We start from the raw sequence: 14,506 nt of genomic DNA on the forward strand, positions 1-14,506 counted from the left end.
CCGCCTACGTCAGCGCGGCCGTGCCCTTCAGTGCCCGGCGCCGTCCACCACGGCGGCCCACTCGTCGAGCAGGGCCTGCGCGGAGGTGTCGTCGGGGCCTTCCGCCCACAGGTGCGTGACGGCCTCCGCCGGGTCGGGCAGGACCAGCGCCCACCGTCCGTCGGCCTCGACCACGCGCACCCCGTCGGTGGTGTCCACCTGCCGGTCTCCGGCCGCTTCCACGACCCGCCGCATGACGAGCCCCTTCACCGCCCACGGCGTCGGCACGTCCCGCTTGAGCACGTGTGCCCGCGGGATCCGGGCGTCGATCTGGCTCAGGGTGAGCTGGGTGCGCGCCACCAATCCGAGCAGCTGCACGAACGCCGCCGTGCCGTCGAAGACGCTGGCGAACTCCGGAACGATGAAGCCGCCCCGGCCGTCGCCGCCGAAGATGGTGTTCTCGGCCCGTCCGACCCGGGTCAGGTCGTCGGGCGAGGTCGTCGTCCACTCCACCTGCGTGCCGTGGTAGGCGGCCACCTGTTCGGCGACGCGTGTCGTGGTGACGGGGAGCGCCACCTTGCCGCTGCGCTTCTCCGCGGCCACCAGGTCGAGCATGACGAGCAGCGCCCGGTCGTCCTCGATGATCCGCCCGCGCTCGTCGACGAGGGAGATGCGCTCACCCACCGGGTCGAAGCGAACTCCGAAGGCCGCCCGCGCCGAGGCGACGATCTCGCCCAGCCGCACCAGGCCGGCCCGCCGGGACTCGGCGCTCTCCGTCGGCCTGGATTCGTCGAGACCGGGGTTGATCGTCAGGGCGTCCACGCCGAGCCGGCCCAGGAGGCTCGGCATGACGAGGCCGGCGCTGCCGTTGGTGGCGTCGACGACGACTTTGAGCCCGGCGTCGGCGACACCCGTGGTGTCCACCCGCCGCAGCAGCGAGCCGGTGTACGCGTCGAAGACGCTGCCGGGGAACTGGAGGTCGCCGATCTCGCCGGGGAACGCGCGCCGGTACTCCTGGCGCGCGTACACGCGGTCCAGCTTGCGCTGCTGTTGGAGGGAGAGGTCCGCACCGCGTTCGTCGAGGAACATGATGTCGACGGAGTCGGGCACTCCGGGCGAGGTCCGCAGGACGATCCCGCCGGCGCTGCCTCGCGCGGTCTGCTGCCGAGCCACGGGCAGCGGTACGTTCTCCAGGTCCCGTACGTTGATCGCGCTGGCCTGGAGTGCCGAGATCACGGCCCGTTTGAGGGCTCGGGCGCCGCGGGAGTGGTCGCGGGCCGTGGTGACGATCGCGCCCTTCTTCAGGGTGGTGGCGTAGGCGCCGGCCAGCCGGACGACGAGTTCGGGGGTGATCTCGACGTTGAGGATCCCGGAGACTCCGCGCGCGCCGAAGAGGTGGGCCTGTCCGCGGGATTCCCAGATGACGGAGGTGTTGACGAACGCGCCGGCCTCGATCGTCTTGAACGGGTAGACGCGTACGTTCCCCTGGACGATCGATTCCTCACCGACGAGGCACTCGTCGCCGATGACGGCTCCGTCCTCGATCCGTGCCGCGCGCATGATGTCGGTGTTCTTGCCGATGACGCAGCCGCGGAGGTTGCTGTGGGGGCCGATGTACACGTTGTCGTGGACGACGGCCCGGTGGAGGAAGGCGCCGCTCTTGACGACGACGTTGGACCCGACGACGGTGTGCTCGCGGATCTCGACACCGGCCTCGATCTTGGCGTAGTCCCCGATGTAGAGCGGGCCTCGCAGCACGGCGTCCGGGCTGACCTCGGCTCCTTCGGCGACCCATACGCCCGGCGAGATCTCGAAGCCGTCCATCTCGACCTCGACCTTGCCTTCGAGTACGTCGGCCTGTGCCTTGACGTAGCTCTCGTGGGTGCCCACGTCCTCCCAGTAGCCCTCGGCCACGTAGCCGTAGATGGGCCGGCCTTCCTTCATCAGCTGGGGGAAGACGTCGCTGGACCAGTCGACCGAGACGTCCGGGTCGACGTAGTCGAAGACCTCGGGTTCCATGACGTAGATGCCGGTGTTGACGGTGTCCGAGAACACCTGTCCCCAGGTCGGCTTCTCCAGGAAGCGCTCGACCTTGCCTTCCTCGTCCACGATGGTGATACCGAATTCCAGCGGATTCGGGACCCGGGTGAGGCACACCGTGACGAGTGCGCCCTTCTCCTTGTGGAAGCGGATGAGGTCGGTGAGGTCGAAGTCGGTCAGCGCATCGCCTGAAATGACGACGAAGGCGTCATCCTTCAAGGCCTCCTCGGCGTTCTTCACGCTGCCGGCGGTCCCGAGTGGCTTTTCCTCATTGGCATAGGTGAGCTCCATGCCGAGTTCTTCGCCGTCACCGAAGTAGTTCTTGACGAGTGACGCCAGGAATTGCACGGTGACCACGGTCTCGTTGAGCCCGTGCCGCTTGAGCAGCCTGAGCACGTGCTCCATGATCGGGCGGTTCGCCACCGGCAGGAGCGGCTTGGGCATGCTTGAGGTCATGGGACGAAGGCGGGTGCCCTCGCCACCGGCCATCACGACGGCCTTCATGTCGGAAGAGTCCTCCTTGAGAGATGACAGTCGTGCCGACTCCCACCCGCCTCGTTCGGCGACTTCGCGACTCCTCCGCGTCATCCGACGTCGGGCGGGCTCAATCGGCCGTGGCGTCAGCCTTCACCAGTCGGCGGACTTGAACCACGTATAGGATTCCTGCCCACCAATAGAGGGTTGTACCCCATCCGGCGAACGCCCATCCGAAAACTGACGCCAACCAGGCCAACCAGCCGCTTCCGTCACTGAGCAGGAGCAACGGGAAGGCGTACATCAGGTTGAAGGTCGCGGCCTTGCCGAGGAAGTTGACCTGCGGCGGCGGATATCCGTGGCGGCGCAGGATCCACACCATGACCAGCAGCATCAGCTCGCGTGCGAGGAGCGCTCCGGTGAGCCACAGCGGCAGGATCTCGCGATAGGTCAGACCGAACAGCGTCGACAGGATGTAGAGGCGGTCCGCGGCCGGATCCAGGAGCCGGCCGAGCCTGCTGATCTGATTCCAGCGCCGGGCGAGCTTCCCGTCGAGGTAGTCGCTGATCCCGCTGAGCATGAGGACGGCCAGGGCCCACCCGTCGTACTCGGCGAGGATCAGCCACAGGAACAGGGGCACGCCGGCGAGGCGAGCCATGCTCAGGATGTTGGGGATGGTGAAAATTCGGTCAGTCTGAACCCGAGTCTCCTGGACCTCCACCCGGGGGCCTCCACTGTGACGGTAGAAATGGTCGTTCGATGCCCCCTGACCCTACAGGAGACCGGACAGGTGTCCGGAACGCGGAAAAGCCCCGCACCGAACCCTGAACGGGCTGGTGCGGGGCTTTCCCACAATGATTGTTCGGCGGCGTCCTACTCTCCCACAGGGTCCCCCCTGCAGTACCATCGGCGCTGAAAGGCTTAGCTTCCGGGTTCGGAATGTAACCGGGCGTTTCCCTAACGCTATGACCACCGAAACACTATGAAATTCTGAACATGCTGGTGTTCTCACAGCCGTTCGTTATTTCAGAACTAACACAGTGGACGCGAGCAACTGAGGACAAGCCCTCGGCCTATTAGTACCAGTCAGCTCCACCCGTTACCGGGCTTCCACATCTGGCCTATCAACCCAGTCGTCTACTGGGAGCCTTACCCTCTCAAGGAGGTGGGAATACTCATCTTGAAGCAGGCTTCCCGCTTAGATGCTTTCAGCGGTTATCCCTCCCGAACGTAGCCAACCAGCCATGCCCTTGGCAGGACAACTGGCACACCAGAGGTTCGTCCGTCCCGGTCCTCTCGTACTAGGGACAGCCCTTCTCAATATTCCTACGCGCACAGCGGATAGGGACCGAACTGTCTCACGACGTTCTAAACCCAGCTCGCGTACCGCTTTAATGGGCGAACAGCCCAACCCTTGGGACCGACTCCAGCCCCAGGATGCGACGAGCCGACATCGAGGTGCCAAACCATCCCGTCGATATGGACTCTTGGGGAAGATCAGCCTGTTATCCCCGGGGTACCTTTTATCCGTTGAGCGACGGCGCTTCCACAAGCCACCGCCGGATCACTAGTCCCGACTTTCGTCCCTGCTCGACCCGTCGGTCTCACAGTCAAGCTCCCTTGTGCACTTACACTCAACACCTGATTGCCAACCAGGCTGAGGGAACCTTTGGGCGCCTCCGTTACCCTTTGGGAGGCAACCGCCCCAGTTAAACTACCCATCAGACACTGTCCCTGATCCGGATCACGGACCGAGGTTAGACATCCAGCACGACCAGAGTGGTATTTCAACGTCGACTCCACCCCAACTGGCGTTGGGGCTTCAAAGTCTCCCACCTATCCTACACAAGCCGAACCGAACACCAATATCAAACTGTAGTAAAGGTCCCGGGGTCTTTCCGTCCTGCTGCGCGAAACGAGCATCTTTACTCGTAGTGCAATTTCACCGGGCCTATGGTTGAGACAGTCGAGAAGTCGTTACGCCATTCGTGCAGGTCGGAACTTACCCGACAAGGAATTTCGCTACCTTAGGATGGTTATAGTTACCACCGCCGTTTACTGGCGCTTAAGTTCTCAGCTTCGCAACCCCGAAAGGTCACTAACCGGTCCCCTTAACGTTCCAGCACCGGGCAGGCGTCAGTCCGTATACATCGCCTTACGGCTTCGCACGGACCTGTGTTTTTAGTAAACAGTCGCTTCTCGCTGGTCTCTGCGGCCACCCCCAGCTCACGGAGTAAATCCGATCACCAGGAATGGCCCCCCTTCTCCCGAAGTTACGGGGGCATTTTGCCGAGTTCCTTAACCATAGTTCACCCGAACGCCTCGGTATTCTCTACCTGACCACCTGAGTCGGTTTAGGGTACGGGCCGCCATGAAACTCGCTAGAGGCTTTTCTCGACAGCATAGGATCATCCACTTCACCACAATCGGCTCGGCATCAGGTCTCAGCCTTGTATGAGGGACGGATTTGCCTACCCCTCGGCCTACACCCTTACCCCGGGACAACCACCGCCCGGGCTGGACTACCTTCCTGCGTCACCCCATCGCTTACCTACTACAAGTCTGGTTCGTCGGCTCCACCACTTCCCTTCACCCGAAGGATCCAGGACGGCTTCACGGACTTAGCATCGCCTGATTCGATATTGGGCGTTTCAAAGCGGGTACCGGAATATCAACCGGTTGTCCATCGACTACGCCTGTCGGCCTCGCCTTAGGTCCCGACTTACCCTGGGCAGATCAGCTTGACCCAGGAACCCTTAGTCAATCGGCGCACACGTTTCTCACGTGTGTATCGCTACTCATGCCTGCATTCTCACTCGTGAACCGTCCACAACTAGCTTCCGCTGCTGCTTCACCCGGCACACGACGCTCCCCTACCCATCACAGCCTCCGTTGGGAGTATTGCTGCAATGACACGACTTCGGCGGTACGCTTGAGCCCCGCTACATTGTCGGCGCGGAATCACTTGACCAGTGAGCTATTACGCACTCTTTCAAGGGTGGCTGCTTCTAAGCCAACCTCCTGGTTGTCTCTGCGACTCCACATCCTTTCCCACTTAGCGTACGCTTAGGGGCCTTAGTCGATGCTCTGGGCTGTTTCCCTCTCGACCATGGAGCTTATCCCCCACAGTCTCACTGCCGTGCTCTCACTTACCGGCATTCGGAGTTTGGCTAAGGTCAGTAACCCGGTAGGGCCCATCGCCTATCCAGTGCTCTACCTCCGGCAAGAAACACACGACGCTGCACCTAAATGCATTTCGGGGAGAACCAGCTATCACGGAGTTTGATTGGCCTTTCACCCCTAACCACAGGTCATCCCCCAGGTTTTCAACCCTGGTGGGTTCGGTCCTCCACGAAGTCTTACCTCCGCTTCAACCTGCCCATGGCTAGATCACTCCGCTTCGGGTCTAGAGCGTGCAACTCAATCGCCCTGTTCGGACTCGCTTTCGCTACGGCTTCCCCACACGGGTTAACCTCGCTACACACCGCTAACTCGCAGGCTCATTCTTCAAAAGGCACGCAGTCACGAGATACAGCAAGCTGCATCCGACGCTCCCACGGCTTGTAGGCACACGGTTTCAGGTACTATTTCACTCCGCTCCCGCGGTACTTTTCACCATTCCCTCACGGTACTATCCGCTATCGGTCACCAGGGAATATTTAGGCTTAGCGGGTGGTCCCGCCAGATTCACACGGGATTTCTCGGGCCCCGTGCTACTTGGGAGATGAGCAAGCAAGCCGCTGATGTTTCGTCTACGGGGGTCTTACCCTCTACGCCGGACCTTTCGCATGTCCTTCGACTACATCAACGGTTTCTGACTCGCCTCACAGCCGGCAGACTGTGAAAGCTCATTCCCACAACCCCGCATGCGCAACCCCTGCCGGGTATCACACGCATACGGTTTGGCCTCATCCGGTTTCGCTCGCCACTACTCCCGGAATCACGGTTGTTTTCTCTTCCTGAGGGTACTGAGATGTTTCACTTCCCCTCGTTCCCTCCACACTGCCTATGTGTTCAGCAGTGGGTGACAGCCCATGACGACTGCCGGGTTTCCCCATTCGGACACCCCCGGATCAAAGCTCAGTTGGCAGCTCCCCGGGGCCTATCGCGGCCTCTCACGTCCTTCATCGGTTCCTGGTGCCAAGGCATCCACCGTGCGCCCTTAAAAACTTGGCCACAGATGCTCGCGTCCACTGTGTAGTTCTCAAACAACGACCAGCCACCCATCACCCCACCAGACAACCTGGCGAGTTCACTGGGGCCGGCACTGAAGACATCAACCTCACGGCCGTACCTTCAGGACCCAACAACGTGCCAAGCACGATCACTTGAGATCTCGTCACGTTCCACGCCGAAGCAGTACTGGTGAAGGACTCTCATGACCGTGCCAACTAATCAACGTTCCACCCATGAGCTGACCGTGCAGAACGTTTGTCTGCAATCGGTACTGTGCTCCTTAGAAAGGAGGTGATCCAGCCGCACCTTCCGGTACGGCTACCTTGTTACGACTTCGTCCCAATCGCCAGTCCCACCTTCGACAGCTCCCTCCACAAGGGTTGGGCCACCGGCTTCGGGTGTTACCGACTTTCGTGACGTGACGGGCGGTGTGTACAAGGCCCGGGAACGTATTCACCGCAGCAATGCTGATCTGCGATTACTAGCGACTCCGACTTCATGGGGTCGAGTTGCAGACCCCAATCCGAACTGAGACCGGCTTTTTGAGATTCGCTCCACCTCACGGTATCGCAGCTCATTGTACCGGCCATTGTAGCACGTGTGCAGCCCAAGACATAAGGGGCATGATGACTTGACGTCGTCCCCACCTTCCTCCGAGTTGACCCCGGCGGTCTCCTGTGAGTCCCCATCACCCCGAAGGGCATGCTGGCAACACAGGACAAGGGTTGCGCTCGTTGCGGGACTTAACCCAACATCTCACGACACGAGCTGACGACAGCCATGCACCACCTGTATACCGACCACAAGGGGGGCACTATCTCTAATGCTTTCCGGTATATGTCAAGCCTTGGTAAGGTTCTTCGCGTTGCGTCGAATTAAGCCACATGCTCCGCCGCTTGTGCGGGCCCCCGTCAATTCCTTTGAGTTTTAGCCTTGCGGCCGTACTCCCCAGGCGGGGAACTTAATGCGTTAGCTGCGGCACCGACGACGTGGAATGTCGCCAACACCTAGTTCCCAACGTTTACGGCGTGGACTACCAGGGTATCTAATCCTGTTCGCTCCCCACGCTTTCGCTCCTCAGCGTCAGTAATGGCCCAGAGATCCGCCTTCGCCACCGGTGTTCCTCCTGATATCTGCGCATTTCACCGCTACACCAGGAATTCCGATCTCCCCTACCACACTCTAGCTAGCCCGTATCGAATGCAGACCCGAGGTTAAGCCTCGGGCTTTCACATCCGACGTGACAAGCCGCCTACGAGCTCTTTACGCCCAATAATTCCGGACAACGCTTGCGCCCTACGTATTACCGCGGCTGCTGGCACGTAGTTAGCCGGCGCTTCTTCTGCAGGTACCGTCACTTTCGCTTCTTCCCTACTGAAAGAGGTTTACAACCCGAAGGCCGTCATCCCTCACGCGGCGTCGCTGCATCAGGCTTTCGCCCATTGTGCAATATTCCCCACTGCTGCCTCCCGTAGGAGTCTGGGCCGTGTCTCAGTCCCAGTGTGGCCGGTCGCCCTCTCAGGCCGGCTACCCGTCGTCGCCTTGGTAGGCCATTACCCCACCAACAAGCTGATAGGCCGCGGGCTCATCCTTCACCGCCGGAGCTTTCCACCACGGAAGATGCCTTCCGCAGTCGTATCCGGTATTAGACCCCGTTTCCAGGGCTTGTCCCAGAGTGAAGGGCAGATTGCCCACGTGTTACTCACCCGTTCGCCACTAATCCACCCCGAAGGGCTTCATCGTTCGACTTGCATGTGTTAAGCACGCCGCCAGCGTTCGTCCTGAGCCAGGATCAAACTCTCCATGAATGTTTACCCGTGATCGGGTGCACACGCACGAAAGAGCGGGCGCATCATGTCGGAATAAGACCGACGCGCCACAACGTCCTCGCTGTGTTTGTCGCCTGCCAGTGCCCGAAGGCCCGACAGGACTTTTTCAAAGGAACCTCATCCACCGAAGTGGACGGGGTATCAACTTCTGGCGTTGATTTTTGGCACGCTGTTGAGTTCTCAAGGAACGGACGCTTCCTTCGTACTCACCCTCGCGGGTTTTCCTCCGGGCTTTCGTTCTGCTGTCTTGCGTTTCCGACTCTATCAGACTCTTTCGGGCCCGATTTCCTCGGTGCTTTCCAGGGTTCCCGCTTTCGCGTTTCCCTTTCCGGCGATTCCGACTCTATCAGCGAACTTCCCTCTCCCTGACCACTCGCCGCATTCCCGAATGGGCATACAAATGAGGGGTAGAGATCGAGGTCGAAGCTGAAGAGGAGGGTTCCCGTCCATCTGCCGTTCGCGAGATGTTCACGCGGGGCGTCCTGGCGGGAGTCACGACAGTACAGGCCGGGGGGTGCCCAAGCAAATCGATTCAGGCGTATGGTCTAGTCCACCGGTCTAGTCCACTAGTCTCCGTGCCGAAGGACCCCGTCCGGATCGGTACCTACATCGGACTAACCGCCACATCCAGTGACATATCCTTCTGAAGAGTACGCCGTTCGCAACAGGCTGTGACGGCGACACAAGAGCCCCACCCCTGGGAGGCCCCTCATGACCAGCGTGACGTCCCCACTCGCCGGGCGCGCCATCGGACTCGCGGCAGTACCGGACCCGGTGTTCTCCGGCGCGATGGTGGGACCGGGCACCGCCATCGATCCCGTGCGCGAGCCCTCGGAGGCGGTGTCCCCCGTCGACGGTGTGGTCGTGTCCCTCCACCCGCACGCCTACGTCGTCGTCGACGGCGAGGGCCACGGTGTGCTCACGCACCTCGGCATCGACACGGTCCAGCTCAACGGCGAGGGCTTCGAGCTGCTCGTGAACAAGGGCGACACCGTGACCCGCGGCCAGGCAGTCATCCGCTGGAACCCCGCTGCCGTCGAGGCCAACGGCAAGTCCCCGATCTGCCCCGTCGTGGCACTCGAAGCGACGGCCGAGTCCCTGTCCGGCGTCGTCGAGTCCGGCGACGTGAAGGCCGACGAGGTTCTCTTCAGCTGGCAGTGAGCCTTCCGCCCCGTAGGGGCGCGACGGACATCCACCGCGGCGGCCAGGGCCGCCGCTCAATCGGAGACGGGTGAAATGGAGACAACGCTGCGAGGCGTCGGCGTGAGCCACGGGGTGGCGATCGGCGAGGTGCGGCACATGGGTACGGCGGTCCTCGAACCGCCGGCCAGGCAGATCACCGCCGACGAGGCGGCGCGCGAACAGGGGCGCGCCCGCCAGGCCGTGAGCGCCGTGGCGGCCGACCTGATCGCGCGTGGCCAGCTGGCCGGTGGCGAGGCCCAGCACGTGCTGGAGGCCCAGGCGATGATCGCCGAGGACCCCGAGCTGATGGCGGACGTGGACCGGCGGATCGCCGTCGGCAGCACCGCCGAGCGCGGTGTGTACGACGCCTTCGCCGCCTACCGCGACCTGCTCGCGGGAGCCGGCGAGTACATGGCGGGGCGGGTGGCCGACCTGGACGACGTACGGAACCGGATCGTGGCGCGGCTGCTCGGCGTGCCGATGCCGGGCGTGCCCGACAGTGACGAGCCGTACGTGCTCATCGCGCGGGACCTGGCACCCGCTGACACGGCCCTGCTCGACCCGGCCCTCGTCCTCGGCTTCGTGACCGAGGAGGGCGGGCCGACCAGCCACAGCGCGATCCTCGCCCGGGCGCTGGGCGTGCCGGCGATCGTGGCCCTGCCGGGCGCCGGCGAGATCGCCGAGGGGACCGTGATCGCTGTGGACGGCAGCACGGGTGATCTGTTCGTCGACCCGTCCGCGCAGAAGCGGGCCGAGCTGGAGGCCGCGGCCGCCGAGCGCAAGGCGGCGCTGGCCGCCTCGTCGGGTCCCGGTGCGACCTCCGACGGTCACAAGGTGCCCCTGCTGGCCAACGTGGGCGGTCCTGCGGACGTGCCTGCGGCGGTCGAGGCCGGGGCCGAGGGTGTGGGCCTGTTCCGGACGGAGTTCCTGTTCCTGGACGACAGCAAGAAGGCTCCCTCCGAGGAGAAGCAGGTCGAGTCCTACCGCAAGGTGCTCGAAGCCTTCCCCGAAGGGCGTGTCGTGGTACGGGTGCTCGACGCGGGCGCCGACAAGCCGCTGGACTTCCTGACTCCGGCGGACGAGCCGAACCCGGCGCTGGGCGTGCGGGGGCTGCGCTCGCTCCTGGACCACCCCGAGGTGCTGCGGACGCAGCTCACCGCGCTGGCGAAGGCGGCCGAGGGCCTGCCGGTCCACCTTGAGGTCATGGCCCCGATGGTCGCCGACCGGGCCGACGCGAAGGCCTTCGCCGATGCCTGCCGCTCGGCGGGTCTGCAGGCGAAGTTCGGCGCGATGGTGGAGATCCCCTCCGCCGCGCTCCGCGCGCGGTCGATCCTGCGGGAGGTCGAGTTCCTGTCGCTGGGCACCAACGACCTCGCTCAGTACGCCTTCGCCGCCGACCGCCAGGTCGGCGCGGTGTCCCGGCTCCAGGACCCGTGGCAGCCCGCGCTGCTCGACCTGATCGCCATGGCGGCCGGGGCGGCGAAGGCCGAGGGCAAGAGCTGCGGTGTGTGTGGCGAGGCGGCCTCCGATCCGCTGCTGGCCTGTGTGCTGACCGGTCTGGGTGTCACCTCCCTGTCGATGGGTGCCGCGTCGATTCCCTACGTCCGGGCGACGCTCGCCAAGCACACGCTGGCGCAGTGTGAGCGTGCCGCGGCGGCGGCCCGTGCGGCGGACAGCGCCGAGGAGGCGCGCGTGGCCGCCCAGGCGGTGCTCTCCGGGGAGTAGCCGGACGGGTGTGTGGTGTGGATCGTGGGGCCCTCGCCGGCGGCGGGGGCCCCACGCTTTTCAGTGGTGTGGTCCGGGGGCGTCGACCTCGTAGCCGGGGCAGTACTCGACGCCCGGTTCGGGGGCGACGAGGTCTCCGGTGTCGGCGTCGGTGCAGTAGGCGTTGAAGACGGCGGCCGCCGAGAGGGCCGTGAGGCGGCCGCGGTCCAGGCGCCAGCCGTGGACCCGGTCGCGGTGGCCCTCGGTGGTGCTGCGCACGACCAGTCCGCCGGGACCGCCGAGGGCTAGGCCTGCGGCGAGTACCGCCACGAAGTCGAGGCTTTCACGGGCCTCGATGCGCGGCGGGGTGTCCGGGTCGCCGGTGGTGTCGGCGTGGAGGACGGCGACGAGCTGTTCGTCCTCGGTGGGGACGCTGCAGACGAAGTGGTGGTGGCCGGGGCCGGCGCCGGCCACGAGGCGTTGGAGGGTGTCGGCCGCGCGGTCGAAGGAGGCGTGGCCGATGTCCTCGCCGCAGTCCGCGCAGCGGCCCACACCGGCGAGGACGGCGGTGGCGTACTCCCAGGTGGCCTGGCGGACGGCTTCGTCGACGAGCAGCGGCACGATCTCGTCGACGGGCCGGCCGGTGTAGGGCAGGGCGGGGCCGCTGCCGGCGAGTTCGGCGGTGAAGCGGCTGCGGGCCTCGGACGTGTCCGGGTCCAGTCCGCGTTCCCCGCAGTACGCGGCGTACTCGTCGGGGTCGAAGAGCGCGACGGTGGTGTGGATGCCCCGGGCCGCGAAGGAGCGGAGCAGGCCGTCGACGTGGTGGAGGTAGTCGGCGTAGTCGGCCTGGCGGTCGAAGCCGAAGCTGCGGTAGCCGCACATGGCCGCGAAGTCCCCGGCGTCGGCCAGGAGGCCGACGATGCCGGGGACTTCGCGGCGCAGCGCGCGGCGCCGGTGGGTGCTGCGGGACCGGTGGGTACCGGTGTCGTTCTTGCGTGGCATGGCTGGCTCCCCCTGAGTGCGAACATTTGCTCACTCAGCGTAACCATGACCACTGACAGTGACCTCAGTCGCGGGTGCGGGTACGCGCCAGGTCCTCGTAGAAGCCGAGGAGGTCGATGTTGTCGACGGAGCCGGGGTTGACCGCCTTGGCCAGCGGCGTGCCCTGGAGGAGGCGCTTGACCGGGACTTCGATGCGCTTGCCGGTCAGGGTGTGCGGGATGGCCGGGACCTCGATGACCTCGTCGGGGACGTGGCGCGGGGAGAGTTCCTCGCGGATCGTCGCCTTGATCCGGGCGCGCAGGCCGTCGTCGAGGGCGGCACCGGGGGCGAGGTGGACGAAGAGCGGCATCCAGTAGCCGCCGTTCGGCTCCTCCAGGCCGATGACCAGGGACTCCTTGATCTCGGGAAGCCGCTCGACGGCCTCGTAGATGTCGGCGGAGCCCATCCGGACGCCCTGCCGGTTGAGGGTGGAGTCGGAGCGGCCGTGGATGATCACCGAGCCGTGGTCGGTGATCGTGATCCAGTCTCCGTGGCGCCAGACGCCGGGGAACATCTCGAAGTAGCTGTCGCGGTAGCGGCTGCCGTCGGGGTCGTTCCAGAAGTGGATCGGCATGGACGGCATGGGGTTGGCGACGACGAGTTCGCCGACCTCGCCGACGAGCGGCTTGCCCGAGGGGTCCCAGGACTGGAGGTCCGTGCCGAGGCAGGCCGCCTGGAGCTCGCCGATGTGCACGGGGAGGGTGGGTACGGCGCCCGCGAAGCAGCTGCAGACGTCGGTGCCGCCGCTGACGGAGGCGATCCACAGGTCTTCGGCGACCTCGTCGTGGAGCCAGCGGAAGCCGTCGGGCGGCAGCGGGGAGCCGGTGGTGGCCACGCACTTCACGGCGGAGAGGTCGAAGTCGCGGGACGGGTGGACCTCGGCCTTGCGGCAGGCCATGACGTAGGCGGCGGACGTGCCGTAGAGGGTGGCGCGGGTGCGTTCGGCGATGCGCCACTGGGCGCCCGTGTCCGGGTGGCCGGGGCTGCCGTCGTAGAGGACGACGGTGGTGCCGGTGAGGAGTCCGGAGACGAGGAAGTTCCACATCATCCAGCCGGTGGAGGTGTACCAGAAGAACCGGTCCTCCGGGCCGAGGTCGCAGTGCAGGCCGAGCTGCTTGAGGTGTTCGAGGAGGATGCCGCCCTGCGACTGGACGATGGCCTTGGGCAGGCCGGTCGTACCGGAGGAGTAGAGCACCCAGAGGGGGTGGTCGAAGGGCACCGGCTCGAAGACGGGCTCGGTGTCGGCGGCGGTGAGCGCGGACCATGCGAGGGCGCCGTCCGGCGCGGGCGTGCCGAGGAGCGGGATGTGGACGACGGCGCGCAGGGAGGGGAGCTCCGCGCGGAGTTCGGCGACGGCCTCGCGGCGGTCGTGCTCCTTTCCGCCGTAGCGGTAGCCGTCCACGGTGAACAGGACGACGGGCTCGACCTGTTGAAAGCGGTCGAGGACGCTGCGGGCGCCGAAGTCGGGTGCGCAGGAGGTCCACACGCCGCCGACCGCGGCGGTCGCGAGGAGGGCGACGGCCGCCTCGGGGATGTTGGGCAGGTAGCCGCTGACCCGGTCGCCGGGGCGTACGCCGAGGGCGCGCAGCTCGGCGGCGAGGGAGCCGACCTGGCGGCGGAGCTCGGCCCAGGTGACGGGGACGGCCTCGTGGGTCTCGTCGACGTACAGCAGGGCGGGGTCGTCGGCGCGGGCCGGGTCCTCGGCGGCGCGCAGCGCGTGCTCGGCGTAGTTGAGGGTGGCTCCGGGGAACCACCGGGCGCCGGGCATGGACCGGTCGGCGAGGACGGACTCGTACGGGGTGGTGAAGCGGACGTCGAACCACTCGGCGACGGCCTGCCAGAAGGTGTCGAGCTCGTCGACGGACCAGCGGTGCAGGGCGGGGTAGCCGCCTTCCGCCGGGGCTCCGAAGCGCGTCGCGGCCCAGGCCTGGAAGGCGGTGATCCGGGCCGCGGAGATCCGGTCGGGGCCCGGCGCCCAGAGGGGTTCCGGCTGGGTGGCTGAGGTCATGGGTCGGCTCCCGGTCAAGTCTGCGGCTCGCGCTTCGTGTGCGTACGGTGCCATCGCGCGGGGGGTGCGCGCG

6 protein-coding genes and 3 rRNA genes are annotated in these 14,506 nt (G+C 65.3%); 2 read left to right on the top strand and 7 right to left on the bottom strand.

Features of this window, described 5'->3' with window-relative positions; all coding sequences use genetic code 11:
- Positions 1-27: 27 nt before the first annotated feature.
- The 5 genes from BSL84_RS05520 to BSL84_RS05540 form a co-directional block, all read right to left on the bottom strand.
- Complete coding sequence (locus tag BSL84_RS05520) at positions 28-2,523, bottom strand: mannose-1-phosphate guanyltransferase (RefSeq protein ID WP_030036197.1); 2,496 nt, start codon at positions 2,521-2,523, stop codon at positions 28-30.
- A gap of 100 nt (positions 2,524-2,623) precedes the next feature.
- Positions 2,624-3,214, bottom strand: a complete 591-nt coding sequence (locus BSL84_RS05525; protein WP_030036195.1) for a CDP-alcohol phosphatidyltransferase family protein — start codon at positions 3,212-3,214, stop codon at positions 2,624-2,626.
- 139 nt (positions 3,215-3,353) lie between these two features.
- Positions 3,354-3,470: ribosomal RNA gene (gene rrf / locus BSL84_RS05530) — 5S ribosomal RNA — on the bottom strand.
- 79 nt (positions 3,471-3,549) lie between these two features.
- Positions 3,550-6,669 (bottom strand): 23S ribosomal RNA (locus BSL84_RS05535).
- Positions 6,670-6,953: 284 nt separating this feature from the next.
- A 16S ribosomal RNA gene (locus BSL84_RS05540) occupies positions 6,954-8,477 on the bottom strand.
- Together the 16S, 23S and 5S rRNA genes form the textbook arrangement of a ribosomal RNA operon.
- A 732-nt stretch (positions 8,478-9,209) precedes the next feature.
- On the opposite strand from BSL84_RS05540, the gene BSL84_RS05550 reads away from it, so the two are divergent.
- Both BSL84_RS05550 and ptsP read left to right on the top strand, forming a co-directional pair.
- A complete protein-coding gene (locus tag BSL84_RS05550; RefSeq protein ID WP_030029535.1) occupies positions 9,210-9,659 on the top strand; it encodes a PTS sugar transporter subunit IIA in 450 nt (149 codons plus the stop codon).
- 75 nt (positions 9,660-9,734) lie between these two features.
- The gene (gene ptsP, locus BSL84_RS05555; RefSeq protein WP_030029533.1) at positions 9,735-11,405 is read left to right on the top strand and encodes a phosphoenolpyruvate--protein phosphotransferase; all 1,671 of its coding nucleotides are present in this window, start codon (positions 9,735-9,737) and stop codon (positions 11,403-11,405) included.
- Between the two features lie 60 nt (positions 11,406-11,465).
- Here the strand turns inward: ptsP and BSL84_RS05560 are convergent, their stop codons facing one another.
- Together BSL84_RS05560 and BSL84_RS05565 are read right to left on the bottom strand one after the other, a co-directional pair.
- Complete coding sequence (locus BSL84_RS05560; protein ID WP_075969937.1) at positions 11,466-12,386, bottom strand: hypothetical protein; 921 nt, start codon at positions 12,384-12,386, stop codon at positions 11,466-11,468.
- 64 nt (positions 12,387-12,450) lie between these two features.
- The gene (locus BSL84_RS05565; RefSeq protein WP_075969938.1) at positions 12,451-14,433 is read right to left on the bottom strand and encodes an acetoacetate--CoA ligase; all 1,983 of its coding nucleotides are present in this window, start codon (positions 14,431-14,433) and stop codon (positions 12,451-12,453) included.
- Between the last annotated feature and the right edge of the window lie 73 nt (positions 14,434-14,506).

The organism is Streptomyces sp. TN58 (assembly GCF_001941845.1).
In the GTDB taxonomy this organism is placed as follows: Bacteria; Actinomycetota; Actinomycetes; order Streptomycetales; family Streptomycetaceae; genus Streptomyces.